This window comes from Numidum massiliense, from assembly GCF_001375555.1.
Lineage (GTDB): Bacteria > Bacillota > Bacilli > Thermoactinomycetales > Novibacillaceae > Numidum > Numidum massiliense.
In genome coordinates this window covers 1,591,406-1,610,503 of the sequence record NZ_CTDZ01000009.1, presented here as the reverse complement: position 1 = coordinate 1,610,503, position 19,098 = coordinate 1,591,406, and the positions used below count along the sequence as shown (strand labels likewise).

General features: G+C 54.7%; 21 protein-coding genes. All 21 read left to right on the top strand.

Translation table 11 applies throughout. The features are described 5' to 3' along the window. The first annotated feature begins 35 nt into the window (after positions 1 to 35). The 21 genes from fapR to BN1247_RS07945 all read left to right on the top strand — a co-directional run bounded on the left by fapR (position 36) and on the right by BN1247_RS07945 (position 19,035). Positions 36 to 623, top strand: a complete 588-nt coding sequence (gene fapR / locus BN1247_RS08045; protein ID WP_054949923.1) for a transcription factor FapR — start codon at positions 36 to 38, stop codon at positions 621 to 623. Then, a complete protein-coding gene (gene plsX / locus BN1247_RS08040; RefSeq protein ID WP_054951563.1) occupies positions 607 to 1,602 on the top strand; it encodes a phosphate acyltransferase PlsX in 996 nt (331 codons plus the stop codon). Before fapR ends, plsX begins: the two co-directional genes overlap by 17 nt. Further along, the gene (locus BN1247_RS08035) at positions 1,596 to 2,618 is read left to right on the top strand and encodes a beta-ketoacyl-ACP synthase III (RefSeq protein ID WP_390622064.1); all 1,023 of its coding nucleotides are present in this window, start codon (positions 1,596 to 1,598) and stop codon (positions 2,616 to 2,618) included. Before plsX ends, BN1247_RS08035 begins: the two co-directional genes overlap by 7 nt. Next, positions 2,611 to 3,576: an ACP S-malonyltransferase gene (gene fabD, locus BN1247_RS08030; RefSeq protein WP_187119747.1), complete on the top strand. Its 966-nt coding sequence runs from the start codon at positions 2,611 to 2,613 to the stop codon at positions 3,574 to 3,576. Before BN1247_RS08035 ends, fabD begins: the two co-directional genes overlap by 8 nt. Before the next feature lie 119 nt (positions 3,577 to 3,695). Beyond that, on the top strand, positions 3,696 to 4,445 hold the full coding sequence (gene fabG, locus BN1247_RS08025) for a 3-oxoacyl-[acyl-carrier-protein] reductase (protein ID WP_390622036.1): 750 nt from the start codon (positions 3,696 to 3,698) through the stop codon (positions 4,443 to 4,445). Between the two features lie 171 nt (positions 4,446 to 4,616). Beyond that, a complete protein-coding gene (gene acpP / locus BN1247_RS08020) occupies positions 4,617 to 4,850 on the top strand; it encodes an acyl carrier protein (protein ID WP_054949920.1) in 234 nt (77 codons plus the stop codon). A 121-nt stretch (positions 4,851 to 4,971) separates the two neighbouring features. Then, complete coding sequence (gene fabF, locus BN1247_RS08015; RefSeq protein WP_054949919.1) at positions 4,972 to 6,213, top strand: beta-ketoacyl-ACP synthase II; 1,242 nt, start codon at positions 4,972 to 4,974, stop codon at positions 6,211 to 6,213. A gap of 5 nt (positions 6,214 to 6,218) precedes the next feature. Further along, a complete protein-coding gene (gene rnc / locus BN1247_RS08010; protein ID WP_054949918.1) occupies positions 6,219 to 6,914 on the top strand; it encodes a ribonuclease III in 696 nt (231 codons plus the stop codon). A 48-nt stretch (positions 6,915 to 6,962) separates the two neighbouring features. Next, positions 6,963 to 10,547: a chromosome segregation protein SMC gene (smc, locus tag BN1247_RS08005; RefSeq protein ID WP_054949917.1), complete on the top strand. Its 3,585-nt coding sequence runs from the start codon at positions 6,963 to 6,965 to the stop codon at positions 10,545 to 10,547. A 27-nt stretch (positions 10,548 to 10,574) separates the two neighbouring features. Further along, positions 10,575 to 11,564: a signal recognition particle-docking protein FtsY gene (ftsY, locus tag BN1247_RS08000; RefSeq protein ID WP_054949916.1), complete on the top strand. Its 990-nt coding sequence runs from the start codon at positions 10,575 to 10,577 to the stop codon at positions 11,562 to 11,564. Between the two features lie 169 nt (positions 11,565 to 11,733). Next, on the top strand, positions 11,734 to 12,075 hold the full coding sequence (locus tag BN1247_RS07995) for a putative DNA-binding protein (protein ID WP_054949915.1): 342 nt from the start codon (positions 11,734 to 11,736) through the stop codon (positions 12,073 to 12,075). 12 nt (positions 12,076 to 12,087) lie between these two features. Continuing rightward, a complete protein-coding gene (gene ffh / locus BN1247_RS07990; protein ID WP_054949914.1) occupies positions 12,088 to 13,437 on the top strand; it encodes a signal recognition particle protein in 1,350 nt (449 codons plus the stop codon). A gap of 42 nt (positions 13,438 to 13,479) precedes the next feature. Beyond that, positions 13,480 to 13,764 (top strand): 30S ribosomal protein S16, encoded by a 285-nt coding sequence (gene rpsP, locus BN1247_RS07985; protein ID WP_054949913.1) that lies wholly within the window; start codon positions 13,480 to 13,482, stop codon positions 13,762 to 13,764. Between the two features lie 121 nt (positions 13,765 to 13,885). After that, entirely contained in the window at positions 13,886 to 14,113 is a 228-nt protein-coding gene (locus BN1247_RS07980) for a KH domain-containing protein (protein ID WP_054949912.1), read from the top strand. Between the two features lie 171 nt (positions 14,114 to 14,284). Continuing rightward, positions 14,285 to 14,698, top strand: coding sequence for a YlqD family protein (locus BN1247_RS07975; RefSeq protein WP_054949911.1), 414 nt, complete (start codon positions 14,285 to 14,287; stop codon positions 14,696 to 14,698). Next, positions 14,695 to 15,222: a ribosome maturation factor RimM gene (gene rimM, locus BN1247_RS07970; protein ID WP_054949910.1), complete on the top strand. Its 528-nt coding sequence runs from the start codon at positions 14,695 to 14,697 to the stop codon at positions 15,220 to 15,222. Before BN1247_RS07975 ends, rimM begins: the two co-directional genes overlap by 4 nt. 6 nt (positions 15,223 to 15,228) lie before the next feature. After that, positions 15,229 to 16,140: a tRNA (guanosine(37)-N1)-methyltransferase TrmD gene (trmD, locus tag BN1247_RS07965; protein ID WP_054949909.1), complete on the top strand. Its 912-nt coding sequence runs from the start codon at positions 15,229 to 15,231 to the stop codon at positions 16,138 to 16,140. Between the two features lie 118 nt (positions 16,141 to 16,258). Next, complete coding sequence (rplS, locus tag BN1247_RS07960) at positions 16,259 to 16,606, top strand: 50S ribosomal protein L19 (protein WP_054949908.1); 348 nt, start codon at positions 16,259 to 16,261, stop codon at positions 16,604 to 16,606. Between the two features lie 124 nt (positions 16,607 to 16,730). After that, on the top strand, positions 16,731 to 17,393 hold the full coding sequence (gene lepB / locus BN1247_RS07955; protein WP_054951561.1) for a signal peptidase I: 663 nt from the start codon (positions 16,731 to 16,733) through the stop codon (positions 17,391 to 17,393). Continuing rightward, complete coding sequence (gene ylqF / locus BN1247_RS07950) at positions 17,390 to 18,256, top strand: ribosome biogenesis GTPase YlqF (RefSeq protein ID WP_054949907.1); 867 nt, start codon at positions 17,390 to 17,392, stop codon at positions 18,254 to 18,256. Before lepB ends, ylqF begins: the two co-directional genes overlap by 4 nt. Continuing rightward, complete coding sequence (locus BN1247_RS07945) at positions 18,256 to 19,035, top strand: ribonuclease HII (RefSeq protein WP_054949906.1); 780 nt, start codon at positions 18,256 to 18,258, stop codon at positions 19,033 to 19,035. The genes ylqF and BN1247_RS07945 overlap by 1 nt, the downstream gene beginning before the upstream one ends. Positions 19,036 to 19,098 lie beyond the last annotated feature (63 nt).

Below are 19,098 nucleotides of genomic sequence, written 5' to 3'. Positions count from 1 at the left end.
TTTAGTACCTGGTATTATAATGAGGTGGTGAACACGTGCGTCTATCCAAACGGGAGCGACAACGAGCACTTAGCGAGCGCTGGAAGGACAATCCGTTTATCACCGACGAAGCTATGGCCGCGCATTTTAATGTCAGTATTCAGACGATTCGCCTTGACCGGATGGAACTCGGCATTCCCGAACTGCGCGAGCGGGTAAAGAGTATGGCGGAGAAGACGTATGACAACGTCCGTTCGTTGCCGCCAGACGAAGTAATTGGAGAAATTATCGATTTGGAATTAGATCATCGCGGCATTTCTGTATTTGACGTGCAGTCGAAACACGTTTTTTCGCGCAATCGGATTGCGCGCGGTCACCATCTATTTGCGCAGGCGAATTCGCTGGCGATCGCTTTAATTAACAAAGAAGTCGCCTTGACGGCCACCTCGTCGGTCCGTTTTCTAAAACCAGTCGTACTCGGGGACAAGTGTGTGGCTAAAGCCGAAGTCATTCAGCGAAAGTCGCACCGTACACACATCGAAGTAAAAACGTACGTTCAGCAACAATTGGTATGTCACGGGACGTTTGACATTTTTCACGGCCCGTTGGAAAGGGTGACGGAAGATGATTCGCATAGCGATTGATGCCATGGGCGGCGACAGCGCCCCGGAAGCACCAGTGCGGGGAACAATCGCTGCGGCAGAGGCGTTTTCGGATGTCGCGCTCATTCTCGTCGGGGACGAACAAAAAATCGCAGCAGTCGCCGGTAAGCTTCCCGCGAACGTGTCGGTTGTCCATACGACAGAAGTGATCGCAACCGACGAAGAACCCGTTCGCGCCGTGCGGCGCAAAAAAGAGGCCTCTCTCGTAAAAGCTTGTGCGCTCGTGCGCGACGGGGAGGCCGATGTGGCGATTAGCGCCGGCAATACCGGCGCGCTCATGGCGGCTGGCCTGTTCGTCGTCGGGCGTATCCGCGGCATTGAGCGGCCGGCTCTCGCCCCGCTTTTTCCGACGATGGACGGACGAGGGACGCTCGTGCTCGACGTCGGGGCGAACGCCGACGCCAAGGCGGAACATTTACGACAGTATGCACTCATGGGCGATATATATGCAAAAAAGGTACGAGACATAGCTAAACCGCGGATCGGTTTACTGAACATCGGGACGGAAGCGGCGAAAGGGAATGAGCTGACGAAATCTGTGTATCCGCTGCTACAAGAAATGCCGTTCCACTTCGTCGGCAATGTCGAGGCGCGCGACGTGTTAAACGGCGCGTGTGACGTGCTCGTTTGCGACGGTTTTTCCGGTAACATTTTGTTAAAAAGTATCGAAGGGGCGGCTGCAGCGATTTTAACGGCATTGAAGCAGGAAATGACGCGCACATTACCGAATAAATTGGCGGCTGCCGTTTTAAAACCGAGCTTACGCCGCTTTAAGAACCAGCTAGATTACGCGGAGTACGGGGGCGCGCCGCTACTCGGCCTCAAAGGCGCCGTCGTCAAAAGCCACGGTTCCTCTGATGAAAAAGCGATGAAAAATGCGGTCGTTCAAGCGAAAAAGTATGTGGAACATCAGGTGATTGCACAAATTAGCGAAGACTTAAAAGGGAGTGAACGATCGTGACTACGCGTTTAACAGCTGCTGGCATTATCGGCACAGGGGCTTATTTGCCCGAGAAAGTATTAACGAACAAAGATTTAGAGAAGATGGTAGATACGAGCGACGAATGGATTACGACGCGGACGGGTATTCGCGAACGGCGCATTGCGCGGGAAGACCAGGCGTCGTCAGATTTGGCATTGCCCGCTTCACAGCGCGCCTTAGAAGCGGCGGGCATTAGTGCCGAACAACTCGACTTAATCATCGTCGCCACGGTGACGCCGGACATGTCTTTCCCTGCGACAGCGTGCATTTTACAAGACCAATTGGGGGCTAAAAACGCCGCGACCTTCGACTTGTCGGCAGCGTGTGCCGGCTTCCTGTACGGGTTGTCGGTCGGCTCACAATTCATTCATAGCGGTACGTACCGCTACGTGCTAGTCGTCGGCGTCGATTGTTTATCGAAAATTACCGATTGGACCGATCGCAATACGTGTGTGCTGTTCGGCGACGGCGCTGGCGCAGCGGTACTCGGCCCAGTAGCTGAAGACCGCGGTTTCCAAGCGTTCGATTTAGGTGCCGACGGCTCGGGCGGCCACTTGCTCAATCAGCGCGGCGGCGGTTCACGGCATCCGATTAGTCAAGAGGTGCTCGATGAGCGCATGCAGTATACGTACATGAACGGACGCGAAGTGTTTAAGTTCGCTGTGCGCGTCATGCAGACCGCTTCGGAGAAGGTGTTAGAAAAGGCGGGCTGGCGTAAAGACGCGATCGATTTTCTCGTACCGCACCAAGCGAATATTCGCATCATCGAGTCCGCAGCTAACCGGCTAAAAATGCGGGAAGACAGTGTCGTCGTGAACGTCGACCGCTACGGAAACATGTCGTCGGCGTCGATTCCGGTCGCATTGGACGAAGCAGTGCGGACTGGCCGCGTACATGACGGCGACCGCGTGATCTTAGTCGGTTTTGGCGGCGGGTTGACGTGGGGTGCCGCAGCGTTGACGTGGGCCCCGCAAGGTGTGTGTGTCGATGGGTAAAATTGCCTATATTTTCCCGGGTCAAGGTTCGCAATACGTTGGCATGGGTGCGGCGGCTGCAGACGAATTCGCCGCTGCGCAAGACGTATTCGCGGCGGCGGACGGTGCACTCGGCGAGAAGTTATCCGCGCTCTGTTTTCACGGGCCGGAGGAGGCGCTGCGGCAGACGGTAAACACACAGCCAGCGATTTTAGCGACGAGTATCGCCTTGTGGCAGGCGTTTCAAGCGGGTGCACCCGCGCCAGATTACGTCGCCGGCCACAGCCTCGGCGAATACGCGGCGTTAGTTGCTGCCGGGTCACTCGCGTTTGCCGACGCGGTACGGACGGTGCGTACGCGGGGGCAGTTAATGGAAGAAGCCGTGCCGAGCGGTGAAGGGGCCATGGCCGCTGTTCTCGGGCTCGCGCGCGAGCAGCTGGCGGACATTTGCCGCGATGCGAGCAAGGTGCACGGGGCAGTAGAGCTAGCAAACCTCAACTGTCCGGGACAAATTGTCATTTCCGGAACAGCGGCAGGTGTCGCAGCGGTCAGCGAACAAGCGAAAACGGCCGGGGCACGGCGCGTGTTGCCCCTCGAGGTGAGTGGACCGTTTCACTCGTCGCTTATGGCGCCAGCGGCAGAACGGCTTGGCGACGTACTAAATGAAGTCGACGTACGCGATGCGAATGTATCAGTTGTCAGTAACGTATCCGCCGAACCACTCACGCGTGCCACAGACATTCGGGCGGCACTTGTCCGGCAAGTTGCTTCGCCCGTACTGTGGGAAGACAGTGTGAACTGGATGATTGCACAAGGGGTCGATACGTTCGTCGAAATTGGCCCAGGGCGCGTACTAAGCGGACTCGTGCGCAAAATCGCCCGCCGTACGACAGTGTACAGCGTGGAAGACGTCCAAACGTTGCGCGAGACACAGGAGAAGTTGCAGGAGTTGCAGCAAAGTGCAGAAAAAGTACAGTAAACAATTCGCGCGACAACATGCGGATGCGCAGTTAAAAGAGACGTTTTTGCGGCATTTTGTCCATGGGGCAGCCGTACATTGCGATTTTTGTTAAACTATAGCCTGGGGGAATGTGACAAGTGATTGAGCTAACGGGAAAAACGGCCCTCGTAACCGGTGCTTCGCGCGGGATCGGGCGAGAAATCGCCCTTGCGTTAGCTTCCGCGGGTGCCGACGTCGTCGTCAACTACGCTGGAAGTGAAGAGAAGGCGCAAGCTGTTGTCGCCGAAATTGCGGCGCTCGGCCGTCGCGCGATCGCGTTGCAAGCGAACGTCGCCGTTTACGCGGAAGTGGAAGCGATGGTGAAGCGCGTCGTACGCGAATGGGGCCGCTTGGACATACTGGTGAACAACGCAGGTATAACCCGCGACAATTTGCTCGTGAGGATGAAAGAAGACGATTGGGACGCTGTCATCGCGACGAACTTAAAAGGCGTGTTTAACGGGATTAAAGCCGTGTCGCGCCCGATGATGAAACAGCGGTATGGCCGCATTGTTAACTTGTCTTCCGTCGTCGGAGTCGCCGGCAATGCTGGACAAGCGAACTACGTCGCGGCGAAAGCGGGCGTCATCGGCTTGACAAAGACGGCAGCGCGCGAGCTAGCGAGTCGCGGCATTACCGTCAACGCTGTCGCACCGGGTTTCATCGCGACAGATATGACGGCGCAGTTAGGAGAGGAAGCGGCAGAGCAGCTCAAGGGGCAAATTCCACTCGGCCGTTTAGGGCAACCGCAAGATGTCGCGGGCGTTGTCCGTTTTCTCGCCTCGAGCGAAGCGGCGTACATGACAGGGCAGACGTTGCACGTCGACGGCGGTATGGTCATGCCTTAGTAAGATCATGCCTTAGTAAGATCATGCGTTAGTAAGATCATGCGTTAGTAATGTCTTGCAAAAAGTCCGGGCAACACGGTTGGTGCGCCTGAATGTATGATATTGGCAGAATGTAAATTCCTAGTTTTTTAACCATGTTTTTCGTATAATACCTTGAGAGGAGGTGAGCGTGTGGCTGATACGTTTGAACGCGTAAAAAATATTATCGTCGAGCAGTTAGATGTCGACGCTGCTGAAGTTGTTCCGACAGCTTCGTTTCGCGACGATTTAGGTGCCGATTCACTCGATGTCGTGGAACTCATTATGGAGTTGGAAGATAATTTTGGCCTAGAGATTTCTGACGAAGAGGCAGAAAAAATTTCCAAGGTACAAGAGGTTGTCGATTACATCGAAGCGCACAAGTAACGTTTAATCGCGTGCGCGGCAGTGCCCCACCTAAGTAAGCTTTATTGCGGGGCGCTGCCAAAAACATTATCATTAGTGAATGACCGGGATGGATTTTGAGCAAAATGAGAGGTGGAAAAGGATGGAACATCGCGTCGTGATTACGGGAATGGGTGTTGTCTCACCGTTAGGAAACGACACGAAAACATTTTGGGAATCCCTACTTGCTGGAAAGTCAGGGATCGGACCGGTCACCCATTTTGACGCGAGCGAGTATTCGACGCGCATCGCTGCAGAAGTGAAGCAGTTCGACCCTTTAACTTACATGGAGAAAAAAGACGCGCGCCGGATGGACCGCTTTACGCAGTTTGCGGTAGCAGCTGCACAAATGGCGTTACAAGACGGCGCGTTTGACATAAAAGAACACGATCCCGATCGGATTGGCGTATATATCGGTTCCGGTATTGGCGGGCTAGATACGTTAGAAGAACAGCATAAGAAATTGTTGGAAAAAGGCCCGCGGCGGGTAAGTCCTTTCTTTATTCCGATGTTGATCGCCAATATGGCTTCTGGCCAAGTGTCGATCGCCACGGGAGCGAAAGGTCCGAACAGTGCGGTCGTGACTGCCTGTGCGACTGGGACACACGCAATCGGCGACGCGTTTCGCATCATTCAGCGCGGCGAAGCCGACGCGATGATCGCCGGCGGCGCCGAAGCGACAGTCGCTCCACTCGCCTTTGCCGGTTTTTGCAGTATGAAGGCCATGTCCACCCGCAACGACGAACCGACGAAAGCGTCGCGCCCGTTCGACAAGAACCGCGACGGCTTTGTGATGGGAGAAGGAGCGGGCGTGTTGCTGTTAGAGGAACTGTCGCACGCCGAGTCGCGCGGCGCCCACATTTATGCCGAGGTTATCGGATACGGAATGAGTGGCGACGCCTATCACATGACGAGTCCTGCACCGGAAGGTGAAGGGGCAAAGCGAGCAATCGTGCGAGCGATTAAAGACAGCGGCCTAACGCCGGAAGCGTTCGGTTATGTGAACGCGCACGGGACGTCGACCGACTACAACGACCCGTTAGAGACACTCGCGATCAAGAACGCCTTCGGCGAGCACGCGTACCGCATGGCCATCAGTTCGACGAAATCGATGACGGGCCACTTGCTCGGCGCAGCGGGTGGCATTGAAGCGATCGCGACGGCACTCGCGCTGGAGCAGCAAATCGTACCGCCAACGGTTAACCTCGACGAACCGGATCCAGAATGTGACTTAGATTACGTGCCGAAGGTTGCGCGCAAGCTCACCTTCGATGCCGCTATTTCCAATTCGCTCGGTTTTGGCGGACACAATGCGACACTCGCTTTGAAAAAGTATGACAGGTGATCGTTGTGGACTTAGGAGCCCTCGAAAAACAATTGCAAATAACGTTTAAAGACCGTGCTTTATTTCGTCAAGCATTTACCCATTCTTCTTACGTGAACGAGCACCGTAGACGGCGCTTTAAAGATAACGAACGGTTAGAGTTTTTAGGGGACGCGGTGTTAGAGCTGATCATTTCCGAATTTCTGTACCGCCGTTTCCCCCGGATGAGTGAGGGCGAAATGACGAAACTAAGAGCGAATATTGTGTGTGAAGCATCCCTCGTCGCTTTTGCTGCCGAGCTAAATTTTGGTGCGTATGTGTTACTGGGCAAGGGGGAGGAACTTTCGGGAGGGCGCAAGCGGCCCTCCTTGCTAGCAGACGTTTTTGAAGCGTTTATCGGTGCACTTTATTTGGATCAAGGGTTTCCCGCGGTGCAACACTTTTTTCAGACCACGATTTATCCGCGCATTAGCGCGGGTCATTTTTCTTACGTGATGGATTATAAAAGTCAACTGCAAGAGGTTGTGCAACACGAGGGACTCGGCAGTTTGCATTATGCGATTGTCTCCGAGCAGGGACCGGCACACGACCGCCAATTCGTAGCCGAAGTACGGCTCGCCGAGCAAGTGCTCGGAAAGGGAAGTGGACGGTCGAAAAAGGAAGCTGAACAACGCGCCGCTTCCGAAGCGTTGCTAAAACTCAGGTTAAATAATCAAACCTAGGGTCTCTCTCCCTGGGTTCTTTGCGCTTAAGGAGGTGACAGAACCGGAGTGTATTTAAAACAACTCGAAGTAAACGGCTTTAAATCTTTTGCCGTGCGGACCGAGTTAGAGTTTGTCCGCGGCATCACGGCAGTCGTCGGTCCGAATGGCAGTGGGAAGAGTAACATTTCCGATGCGGTGCGCTGGGTGCTTGGCGAACAGAGTGCGCGCACGCTACGCGGTGGGAGAATGGAAGATGTCATCTTTGCCGGGAGCGACAGCCGACAAGCGGTCAACTTTTGCGAAGTGTCTTTGACGCTAGACAACAGCGAAGGAGAGTTGCCTCTCGCGTACAGTGAAGTGACTGTGACGCGTCGCCTCTACCGTTCCGGAGAAAGTGAATATTACTTAAACAAACAGCTTTGTCGCTTAAAGGACATTACCGAACTGTTGATGGACACTGGACTCGGCAAAGAGGCGTATTCGATTATTGGGCAAGGCGGCATCGACGAAGTGCTCAGTACGAAACCGGAAGATCGGCGCACCATTTTTGAAGATGCGGCGGGCATCGTCAAATTTAAGACGCGCAAGCGCGAGGCGGAACAAAAGTTAGAAGAAACCGAACAAAACTTAGCGCGACTAAACGACTTGCTCTTTGAGTTAAAACAACAGCGTGGCCCGCTGGCCGAGCAGGCGGAAACGGCTGAGAAGTACCGCAAATTAGAGTCGCAATTAAAGACGCGCGACATCGGTTTGTACGTGTACCGCATCACTGAGGTGCACTCCCAGTGGCAAGCGGCTGCTGCGGAGCTGAAAACGCGCGAACAGGAAAAAGTGACGGCACAGACGGCACTCTCCCGCATCGAGGCGGCAATGACGCAGCAAAAGTGGCAACTGCAGCAACTCGATGCACAGCTCGAGACGGAGCAGCAAGCGTTACTCGCAGCCAGTGAGGCAGTAGAAAAAGCGGAAGGCAGGCGCGACGTGCTTGCGGAGCGGGAACGCAACTTAGCGGCGGAGTGCGAGCGCCTTGCGGAACAAAAGGAAACATTGCAACAAAAACGGGAGACCGCAGCTGCCGAAGTGACGCGCCTAACTGCCGCGTGCGAGCAAAAGGCGGCCGAAGTTGCCGACCTCGAGCGACAACTGGCGGCACATAGCGAGCAGTGGGGCAAGCGCGCATACGAAACAGAAAAAACGTTAGAGCGGGCGAAAGAGCAGTTAGCGGGGTTGCAGCAGGAAGTGGCCGCACTCGCGAGCGAACTGCGCCACGCCGACGACCGGGAACGGGTGAGCGGCGAGCGGGGCGAGGTACTCAGTGAAGCGCACAGGGAACAAGCGGCCTACGTCGAGCAGATGACGTCACAGTTGGCGGCGCTAGAACGGAGAAAAGCGCAGGCGAGCGAGCGCCTTGCGGCGGCTCGCGCCGATTTTGAGGCGATAGCGAAACGGAAAAACGAGTTAGCGCGCGACAGTGAGGCACAGCTGTCCGCTCTCAGAGCGGTGGAACAAAAACTCCACCAACTGGCCTCGCGCCGCGATGTTTTGCAAGAATTGGAAGCGGACTTTTCCGGTTTTTTACAAGGGGTAAAAGAAATATTGCAGGCAGAAAAGCGCGGCAAACTGTCTGGTGTCGAAGGGGCGGTCGCGGAACTCGTCACTGTGCCGGAGGCGCTCGAGTCTGCGATTGAAACGGCACTCGGCGGGGCGTTGCAACATATCGTCGTCAACAGTGAGGCGGACGGTCGGGCGTGTATCGCCTACTTAAAGCAACACCGCCTCGGGCGGGCGACGTTTTTACCGTTGCAAGTGATCCGCCCGCGCGCACTCGCCGCGGGAGATCGGCGGCGGTTAGACGGTGAAGCAGGCTTCGTTGGGGTGGCCGTCGACCTCGTCAGTTACGACCGCGCGTATGAAAATATTATTTCGTGGTTACTCGGACAAATTGTCGTTGCAAAAACGTTAAACGACGCCAACCGCCTTGCCCGCTTACTCAATTACCGTTATCGCGTCGTGACGCTGGACGGCGATATCGTCAACCCGGGCGGTTCGATGAGCGGGGGAAGTAAATTTAAGCGGCAGGCGAACTTACTCGGCCGCAAACGCGAATTGGAGTCGCTCACGAAGGAGCTTAAGAGGGCGGAGGAGGAACGCCGCCGCTTGCAAGCCACAGTGGCACAGCAGGGGGACGCCCGCGAGACGCTTGAGGCGCAGCTCGAGGCAGCGCGGAAGACAGGTGAGAACTTGCGCTTAGCAGAACAACAATTAGCAAGTGATTGCGCACATAAGCGAAGTGAATGCCGTCAAGCCGAGGAACAATTCGCGCGTCTCGAACAGGAGCTTCAGCAAGTGACGAGCGAACGCGTGAACGAACGACAGATGCGCAGTGAACTTAAGCAAACTCTTGCTGCCAAACGCGCGCAAGAAGAAGAATTATCTCGCGACATCGCCCGGTTAACCGAGTTACTCGCGGAGCAACAACAAGCGAAAGAGGCCGCGAGTGAGCACGTCACATCGTTAAAAGTCGCTCTAGCCAAAGCGGTGCAAGCACACGAACACTTACTGGAGAACTGTAGGCGTGTAGCGGGCGAAGTAGACGCCACCGATGCAGCGCTCGCTCGCCTTGTGGCAGAAGGAGAGGCGCTTGCCGCGAAGGTGACCGACAACGCCGCGGAACAGAAGAGTTGTGGCGAACAAATCGAACAGCTACAGCGTGAAAAAGAACAGGTCGGAGAGCGGCTTAAGACCTTGCGCACCGAGCGGGCCGACGTGCAGGGCAAACTAACCACCCGCGACGCCGCCTATCGCGAGGCGCAAAAAAAGGCGCGCAGGGTCGCCGCTGCTTTCCACGAACTAGAAGTGAAAGTGAACCGGTTCGACGTCAATTTAAACAATTGGTTAAATGCGCTTAGCGAACAATACGAATTGAGTTTTGAACTGGCCAAAGCCCGTTACGCGGTGCCCGACGACCCGGAGATCGCGGAACGTGACGTGCGCGTATTGAAAGACCAACTGGCGGCACTCGGCGATGTCAATTTAGGCGCGATCGGCGAATTCCGCCGTCTGACTGAGCGGCTGCAGTTTTTGGAAAGCCAGCAACAAGATTTGATCGAAGCGAAAGCGACATTGTACGAAGTGATCCGGGAAATGGACGCGGAAATGTCGGAGCGGTTCAACGCGACATTTGCTGCCATTCGTACACAGTTTCACGGTGTATTTCGCGAACTGTTCGGCGGTGGACGCGCCGACTTACAGTTGACCGATCCGGAGGCACCGCTGACGACGGGCATTGACATCGTCGCCCAACCGCCGGGAAAAAAACTGCAACATTTGAGCTTGCTTTCCGGTGGGGAACGCACGTTGACGGCGATCGGCTTGTTGTTTGCCATTTTGCGCGTGCGGCCGGTGCCGTTCTGTATTCTCGACGAAGTAGAAGCGGCGTTAGACGAAGCGAACATCGTGCGCTTTGCGAATTTTTTACAGGAATTCAGTCATAAAACGCAATTTATCGTCATTACTCACCGCAAAGGGACGATGGAAGCAGCCGATGTATTATACGGTGTGACGATGCAAGAATCCGGCGTTTCCAAGTTAGTTTCTGTTAAACTAGAAGAGCGTACAGCGGACGAAGAAGTCGCTGCCGCCGCGGAGTAAGTAAACATTCATTAAAGGGGGATGTCGATGAACTTTTTTCAAAAATTGAAGCAAAGCGTGTCCAAAAAAACGGCAGAAGTCACTACGAAATTTCAGCGGGGATTAGCGAAAACGAGTAAAAGTTTAATGGGCAAAATGGAAGAGCTCATCTTACGGCGCAAACGGATCGACGAGGAATTTTACGAAGAGTTAGAAGAGATCCTCATCGAAGCCGACGTCGGCGTCGCGACAGTGATGGATCTCGTCGACGACTTGCGCGCCGCCGTGAAAGAGCAGAAAATCGAGGATCCGGCGGACTTGCGCCCGCTCTTCTCGGAAAAACTCGTCAGCTTGTTGAATGAAACGAGCGGCGATCCGGAGCTTGCGTGGAACAGTGACGGCTTAACGGTCTATTTGTTCGTCGGCGTCAACGGCGTCGGTAAAACGACGACGATCGGCAAACTGGCGCACAAGCTGAAGTCAGATGGAAAGCGCGTGCTCCTTGCGGCGGGCGATACGTTTCGCGCCGGGGCGATCGAACAGTTAGAAGTGTGGGGAGAGCGCGTCGGCGTCGACGTCGTTCGCCACCAGAGCGGCGCCGATCCCGCGGCAGTCGCTTTCGACGCGATTCAAGCAGCGAAATCGCGTGGTATCGATGTGCTGCTCGTCGATACGGCTGGCCGGTTGCAAAATAAAGTGAACCTTATGCAAGAGCTGAATAAAGTGTTCCGCGTCATCGCGCGCGAAGTGCCGGACGCGCCGCACGAAGTGTTACTCGTGTTAGATGCGACGACCGGCCAAAACGCGCTGACGCAAGCGAAAACGTTCCAAGAAGCGGCTGGCGTCACCGGAATCGTGTTGACAAAATTGGACGGGACGGCGAAGGGCGGCATCGTCGTCGCTATTAAAAACGAACTAGACATTCCGGTGAAATTTGTCGGGCTCGGCGAACAAATGAGCGATTTGCAAGCGTTCGATGCGGAAGAGTTCGTGTACGCGCTATTCGAACCGCTACTGGACGCCAAACCCGACAAGTAAAAGTACTTGACAGCTGCATAACGGTACGGTATAGTTTATAACCGTGATCGTGATATGGACGTTGACATGTGACACATCAGGTGATGTTATTGCCATATGACAGCGTCACGTGACAGGTAATATGGAGAAGCGTGTGACGGGAAACTGACGTTTTTTTAATAAAAATGGGATGATCCAACTGCTGGACAAAACGACTACCTTCAATTTACTGTACGATTTTTATCGTCCGCTGTTAAATGAGAAACAACAGACGTTTATGGCGTTATATTATGCGGAAGATTGGTCGCTCGGCGAAATCGCCGAACATTACGGCATTAGTCGCCAAGCGGTGCACGATCATATAAAGCGAACGGAAAAGACGCTCTCACATATGGAAGACGCCTTGCGGTTGGTCGAAAAGCATACAGCGCGCAAACAGCTGATCAAACAGGTGGAACGGGCGATTGCCGATCGCCCCGACGTGGCAAAGCGCGTCCGGCCGTTGCTCGACCAACTGTTAGCCGTCGATTAAGGAGGCAACAGCATGGCATTTGAAGGTTTAGCCGCCCGGTTGGAAGCGACATTTAAAAAACTGAGAGGCAAGGGAAAAGTTTCCGAAGCTGACGTTAAAGAAGCGATGCGCGAAGTGCGGCTGGCGCTGTTAGAAGCAGACGTTAACTTTAAAGTGGTGCGCGACTTCGTCAACAAAGTGCGCGAGCGGGCGGTCGGACAAGAAGTAATGAAAAGCCTCACTCCCGGACAACAAGTGATCAAAGTCGTCAACGAAGAGTTGACGGCGCTCATGGGTGGCACCCAGGCGAAGCTGAACACGGCGAAGCGGCCGCCGACAGTCGTTATGATGGTCGGATTACAAGGGGCGGGGAAAACGACAACGACGGGGAAACTAGCCCGCCTGTTGCAAAAGCAAAACCACCGTCCGATGCTCGTCGCCTGTGACATTTACCGGCCGGCGGCGATTAAACAGCTACAGGTGCTTGGCGAACAGCTAGACGTACCCGTTTACTCAGAAGGGGATAAAGTGAGCCCGGTGAAAATCGCCGAAGCAGCTGTCGCTGAGGCGAAAGCGAACCATTACGACTACGTACTCATCGACACGGCCGGACGGCTGCACATCGACGAGGCGCTCATGCATGAGTTGACGGCGATTAAAGAGACGGTCTCCCCTGACGAAATTTTGCTCGTCGTCGACGCGATGACCGGGCAAGACGCGGTAAACGTCGCAGAAAACTTCCACCAGCAGCTCGAATTGACTGGGGTTGCGCTGACGAAGCTAGACGGCGACACGCGCGGCGGTGCCGCGTTGTCCGTTAAAGCGGTGACCGGGTGCCCGATTAAGTTTGCCGGGATGGGTGAAAAAATCGATGCGCTCGAACCGTTTCACCCTGATCGCATGGCGAGTCGCATTCTCGGTATGGGTGACGTGCTCACGTTGATCGAGAAGGCGCAGGCGAACATTGACGCCGAGCGCGCGGCAGAACTGGAACAAAAAATCCGCAAACAGCAGTTTACGTTCGACGACTTTTTGGAACAGTTGGACCAAGTGCGCAATATGGGGCCGCTCGACCAAGTGTTAGGAATGATGCCCGGGATGAACAAAGTAAAAGGGCTCAAAAACATGCAAGTCGACGAAAAACAGCTGTCCCATGTCGAAGCGATCGTCCGTTCGATGACGCCGGCGGAAAAACAAAACCCAGAAATTATTAATGCCAGCCGGCGGCGCCGCATTGCCGAAGGCAGTGGTACGAAAGTACAAGACGTCAACCGCTTAATCAAACAGTTCGGCGACATGAACAAACTGATGAAACAGTTTACGAACATGTCGAAAGGCGGCAAAAAGCGCCGCAAAGGCTTTAATTTTCCGTTTATGCAATAAACGGCTGTCCTTTGTTTACTAGAAGCAGGAGGTGAACACATCATGGCTGTAAAAATCCGTTTAAAAAGAATGGGTGCAAAAAAAGCGCCGTTCTACCGTCTCGTCGTCGCCGACTCTCGTTCGCCGCGCGATGGACGTTTTATCGAAGAAATCGGTTATTACAACCCGGTTGCCCAACCGGCGCAAGTGAAAATCGACGAAGAAAAAGCGTTGCAATGGTTGCAAAACGGCGCCCAACCGTCTGACACGGTGCGCAATTTGTTCAGCGACGCGGGGTTGATGAAGAAATTTCACGAGGCAAAAACGAGTGCCAAAGCGAATAAGTAACTGGCGCTCGCGCAGGAGGACCTTAAGGAGCTCGAAAAGTTAACTCGGTGATCGTCAGTTAGTGAGTCGACTTAGAGAGTGCCTTAGGGCACCTCTGTTTTTTAAAATGGAGGGTCTGACCGTGAAAGAGCTTGTCGAAACGTTGGCGAAAGCACTCGTCGATCACCCCGAAGAGGTGCGCGTTCGGGAAGTGCCCGGTGAACGTACCATCGTATACGAATTGTCCGTCGCCCCCGAAGACATGGGGAAGGTGATCGGCAGGCAAGGGCGGATCGCTAAAGCGATGCGTACCGTGCTCAGTGCAGCAGCGGTTAAAGAGGATAAGCGGGTGACGATTGAAATCGTTTAAAGTGAGGGGTTGGGGTGCCAACCCTTTTCGTCGTCCAACGAAAGGTCGTTCAGAGAAGTGGGGAGATGTAGACAGACGTTTGTCCTCTTTTTTGAACGCGATCGCATCGAACCTTGAGCGGGAATCCGCTTCGTGTGAATAGGCAGACGGTTGCGAGAGGGAGGTGGCCACGTGCGCATTAAACGCCCAGTGACAGTAAAGTTGCTCGTAACTGAACATACTAAAAACGACTTACTTAAGCAATGTGAACAGGCGCTGAGGCAATTGGAATTAGAGCTGGAGCAATTGTCGTTTGAACGGCGGAAATTACTTCATCGCGCCGAGAAGCATGGCCGCGAGGCACTACAACAAGCAGAAGAGCGCTTGAACGATGAAGTGTCGAGTAGGCAAGAAAAAATGGAGCGGCTGCGGCTGCAGTATGCGCAAATTGAAAAGCTCGCTGAAGGCAGTGAAATTATTCACAGTCAAGTAGATAGTGAAGTCGATGTAACGATCGGCGACAATTGGGACGAGCTAATGAGACAGACGGAAATTGTGTTGAAAGACGGTTTCGTCCACGACATTCGCCAAGGGGGGACAACATGAGCGCACCCGAATGGTTAACGGTAGGATATATATCGAAACCACAAGGCTTAGCTGGTGAAGTACGCGTAAAAGTAGCGACAGATTTCCCGGAGCAGCGCTTCGCTAGCGGTGAAGCACTGTTCGTATTTCCGAAGGGCGAGCTTAAGCCCTTGCAAGTGACAGTGGCGCACAGCCGCTCGCACAAGGGTCAGTATGTCGTTAAATTTCGCGAATTCGAAACGGTTGACGAGGTGGAACAGTTGCGAGGTGGCGAAATAAAAATTGCCGCTGCAGCCGCGCATGCGCTCGACGAACACGAATACTATTTTTACGAGATCGTCGGTTGCGAAGTTGTCACGACGGACGGGGAGCGCGTCGGGACGATCACTGACATCTTGCAACCGGGTGCGAACGACGTGTGGGTCGTCAAGCGTCAAGGGGCTAAAGCCGGAGAGCTCTACTTACCGTACATCGCCGACGTCGTGAAACAAGTGCTCCCCGAACAAAAAAAAGTGGTGATTGAATGGATGCCGGGGTTGGAGTGACTGACGGTGCACATACATATTTTAACGCTGTTTCCGGAGATGTTCGCGCCCGTGTTACAGGCGAGTATTATAGGGAAGGCGATCGCGAATGGCAAAGTCTCCGTCGACGTCGTCAATTTTCGCGACTTTAGCGACAACAAACACCGCACCGTCGACGAACCGCCGTACGGAGGGGGCGGGGGGATGCTGCTCCGGCCCCAGCCGATTTTTAGTGCAGTGGAACACGTACTCGCAACAAGAGATGGTGCGCAGCCTAGCGACACACCATCTACAGGTGAACGACCGACGTGCCCAGTAGGTGAAGGGCAGTCGGTTTCAGTGGGCGAGCCCCAGTCGCGTTCAGCAGCCGAAGCGCAGTTGGGTTCCAAAAGTGAACAGCTGCCTTTCCCCACAGGTAAACCTCAACCGCGGCGCGGTACGCGCATCGTGTTGCTGACGCCGCAAGGGGAGCGCTTCGAGCAGCGCAAGGCGGCTGAACTGGCGCAAGAAGATCACTTAGTTCTCATTTGCGGGCACTATGAAGGGTTCGACGAGCGGATTCGCACCCATTTAGCGACTGATGAACTTTCGCTCGGCGATTACGTGCTCACGGGGGGCGAACTTGCGGCGATGGTCGTCGTCGACAGCGTGACTCGGCTGCTACCGGGCGTGCTCGGCAACGAGCAATCGGCACATGACGATTCACACGCGGCAGGGCTGCTTGAATATCCGCAATACACGCGTCCAGCCTCGTTTCGCGGCTGGACGGTACCGGATGTGCTCCTTTCTGGTAACCACGCCGAGATCGCCAAATGGCGCCGCCAAGAAGCGATCAGGCGCACGTGGGAGCGGCGTCCGGACTTACTGCGCGAAGCGAGCTTGAGTGATGACGACCGGGAATTTTTAGCTGAGCTCGCCAATGAAACGGACAATACGTAGAGGGTGTGTCGTTGTTTTTTTGTAATGCGTGTGGTAGAATATCACATGTGAATACGGCGGTCCGCTACCGGGACTAATCGAGCCTGGTATGAACGCTCGTGCGGAAGGAGGGACACCGATGAACGAATTAGTACGTCAAATTGGACAGGAACAGCTTAAGAGCGACATTCCCGACTTTCGCGCTGGGGATACGCTGCGCGTCCACGTTAAGGTCATCGAGGGCCAACGCGAACGGATTCAGGTGTTCGAGGGCGTCGTCATTAAGCGACGCGGCGGCGGCATTAGCGAAACGTTTACTGTTCGTAAAATTTCTTACGGTGTAGGCGTCGAGCGGACATTCCCGCTACACTCGCCGAAACTGGATAAGATTGAAGTGATTCGCCGCGGTAAGGTTCGTCGGGCTAAGCTTTACTACTTGCGTAACTTGCGCGGTAAAGCAGCAAGAATTAAGGAAGCACGTCGATAAGCGACAAGAGGGAGGGGCTTGGGAAACAAGTCCCTTTTCTTATATATCGTACGTGTACATATCACGTGTCGCGAGAGTGGTCTGTAAATTTTTAATACGTGTTTAAAGGAAGCGAGGAGTGCGCATGACTGCAGAAGGTTCCCGTTCGGCGGACAAGGCGAATTCAGAGCGGAACGAACTGTGGGAATGGACGAAGGCGATCTTGATCGCGATCGGATTGGCCGTCGTCATTCGGATGTTTTTATTTGAGCCGTATTTCGTATCCGGCCAGTCAATGGAGCCGAATCTCGAAAGCGGTGAAGGGCTCATCGTGAACAAGGTCATATATAAGATGCGGGAACCGGAGCGAGGGGAAATTCTCGTCTTTCACGCCCCACTAGGGCGGGATTACATTAAACGCGTCATCGGCGTCCCGGGTGACACTGTGGAAGTGCGTGACGATACGCTGTACGTGAACGGCAAAAAAATTGCCGAACCATACATAGAGAAAGCAAAAAAGCAGTACCGTGAAGAAGAACAAAAAAACAGTAGCGGCCAAACAGGAAGGGAAAACACAGAAAGTAACAACAATGACGAGTTGCAAGAAACGGGCGGTGGCGTTCACTATACAGAAAACATCGGACCGATTAGTGTGCCGAAAGGCGAGCTGTTCGTCCTCGGCGATAATCGGCCGGGAAGTGAAGACAGCCGCGCGATCGGAACGATCCCGCTAGACAAAGTGGTTGGACGGGCCGAGGTCGTGCTGTGGCCGCTACCTCAATTTCGCATGTTAGGTGATGGTTCATGACGACGATTCAATGGTTTCCGGGCCATATGGCGAAAGCGCGGCGCGAAGTAGAAGAAAATTTAAAACGGATCGACGTCGTGATTGAATTGCTAGATGCGCGACTGCCGCTGTCGAGCCGCAATCCGATGATGCATGACATATTAGGGGACAAACCTCGCGTCGTCGTGCTGAATAAGCGCGACCTCGCAGACGAAGCGGTCAATCGGGAATGGGTGCACTATTTCCGTAACGACGGTGTATACGTCGTACCGATTGACGCGCAATCGGGTGCTGGCGTGCGCGAACTGCCACCGCTCGTTGCCACGCTAATGCAACGGAAATGGGAGGCGCTAGAGGCGAAAGGCATTCGCAAACAACTCGCCCGCTGTATGATCGTCGGAATCCCGAACGTCGGAAAGTCATCGCTCATTAACCGGCTAGCGCGGCGCAGTGCGACGAAAACGGGAAATAAGCCGGGGGTGACGAAGGCGCAGCAGTGGATTAAGGTGGACAAGCACATCCAACTACTCGATACGCCGGGTATTTTATGGCCAAAATTCGACGATCCGGTCGTCGGACAGCGGTTAGCGGCGAGTGGGGCGATTAAGTCGACGATCTTTGCCGCCAGTGAGGCCGCTTTTTATGCACTTACATTACTGCGTAACCGTTATCCCGACGCCTTGCAATCGCGTTACCGCCTGAGTGAACTTCCCGATGACAGCGGGCAACTGCTAGAAGAAATCGGGAAAAAACGCGGCTGTATGAGAAGTGGGGGTACAATTGATTTGGAAAAAGCATCCGAACTGTTACTGCACGATTTACAGACCGGCAAACTCGGGCGCATAAGCTTTGAGCAGCCCGCCGATTGGGTGGCGGACAGCTAATGCGCGTTCAACTTACGATTCGCGAAATTAAAGAACAGTTAGCGCAAGGGGACGTGTCGCGCGAGTGGATCGACGCTCTCGAAGCCGATGAACGTCGCGGCGTCCAGCAGTTGTTGGCGCAGTGGGAACGTCGCCAAACGCGCGAGCAGACGCTACGAGATCAGTGGCACGCGATGACGACGTACGAACGACACTACTGGCGCTTAGGAAAGACGTTACTCGCCGGCGTCGACGAAGTCGGTCGCGGCCCGCTAGCAGGCCCAGTCGTCGCAGCTGCCGTCATTCTCCCCCCTGATGCATACCTTCCCGGGTTAAACGATTCAAAAAAACTTTCAGCTAGCGAGCGGGAGCGCCTGTACGGCGAAATCGTCCACGTGGCTCTCGACTGGCAAACGGCGATCGTGCCAGTTGCGCGCATTGACGAGGTCAACATTTACCACGCGACGCTCGAGGCGATGACAGCGGCCGTTAAATCGCTGCGCAGTGAGCCGCAGCTGTTGCTAAACGATGCGGTACACCTTAAGGAGATCGCCATCGCCCAAGAGAAAATTGTTGCTGGCGACGCGCGGAGTATCTCAATCGCCGCCGCTTCGATCGTGGCGAAAGTGACGCGTGATCGGTTAATGGCAAAACTCGCCGAGACGTACGAAGGGTACGGATTTGAACGGAATATGGGGTACGGGACTGCAGAACATTTGCAGGCGCTCCGCACAAACGGCCCGACACCGGAACACCGCCGGTCCTTCGCGCCGGTGAAGGAAGTGTGCCGCAGTAAGTAGCAAGCTGTAGTAACCATATAGTCGTCAGTCGAGAACAGTGGGGACGGGAGAAGGGGGCGCACG

Excerpts from the sequence above, each read along its gene's own strand:
- fabD (WP_187119747.1), top strand. The coding sequence starts at position 2,611 with ATGGGTAAAATTGCCTATATTTTCCCGGGTCAAGGTTCGCAATACGTT.
- fabF (WP_054949919.1), top strand. The coding sequence starts at position 4,972 with ATGGAACATCGCGTCGTGATTACGGGAATGGGTGTTGTCTCACCGTTA.
- ftsY (WP_054949916.1), top strand. The coding sequence starts at position 10,575 with ATGAACTTTTTTCAAAAATTGAAGCAAAGCGTGTCCAAAAAAACGGCA.
- BN1247_RS07995 (WP_054949915.1), top strand. The coding sequence starts at position 11,734 with ATGATCCAACTGCTGGACAAAACGACTACCTTCAATTTACTGTACGAT.
- ffh (WP_054949914.1), top strand. The coding sequence starts at position 12,088 with ATGGCATTTGAAGGTTTAGCCGCCCGGTTGGAAGCGACATTTAAAAAA.
- rpsP (WP_054949913.1), top strand. The coding sequence starts at position 13,480 with ATGGCTGTAAAAATCCGTTTAAAAAGAATGGGTGCAAAAAAAGCGCCG.
- rimM (WP_054949910.1), top strand. The coding sequence starts at position 14,695 with ATGAGCGCACCCGAATGGTTAACGGTAGGATATATATCGAAACCACAA.
- rplS (WP_054949908.1), top strand. The coding sequence starts at position 16,259 with ATGAACGAATTAGTACGTCAAATTGGACAGGAACAGCTTAAGAGCGAC.
- lepB (WP_054951561.1), top strand. The coding sequence starts at position 16,731 with ATGACTGCAGAAGGTTCCCGTTCGGCGGACAAGGCGAATTCAGAGCGG.
- ylqF (WP_054949907.1), top strand. The coding sequence starts at position 17,390 with ATGACGACGATTCAATGGTTTCCGGGCCATATGGCGAAAGCGCGGCGC.
- BN1247_RS07945 (WP_054949906.1), top strand. The coding sequence starts at position 18,256 with ATGCGCGTTCAACTTACGATTCGCGAAATTAAAGAACAGTTAGCGCAA.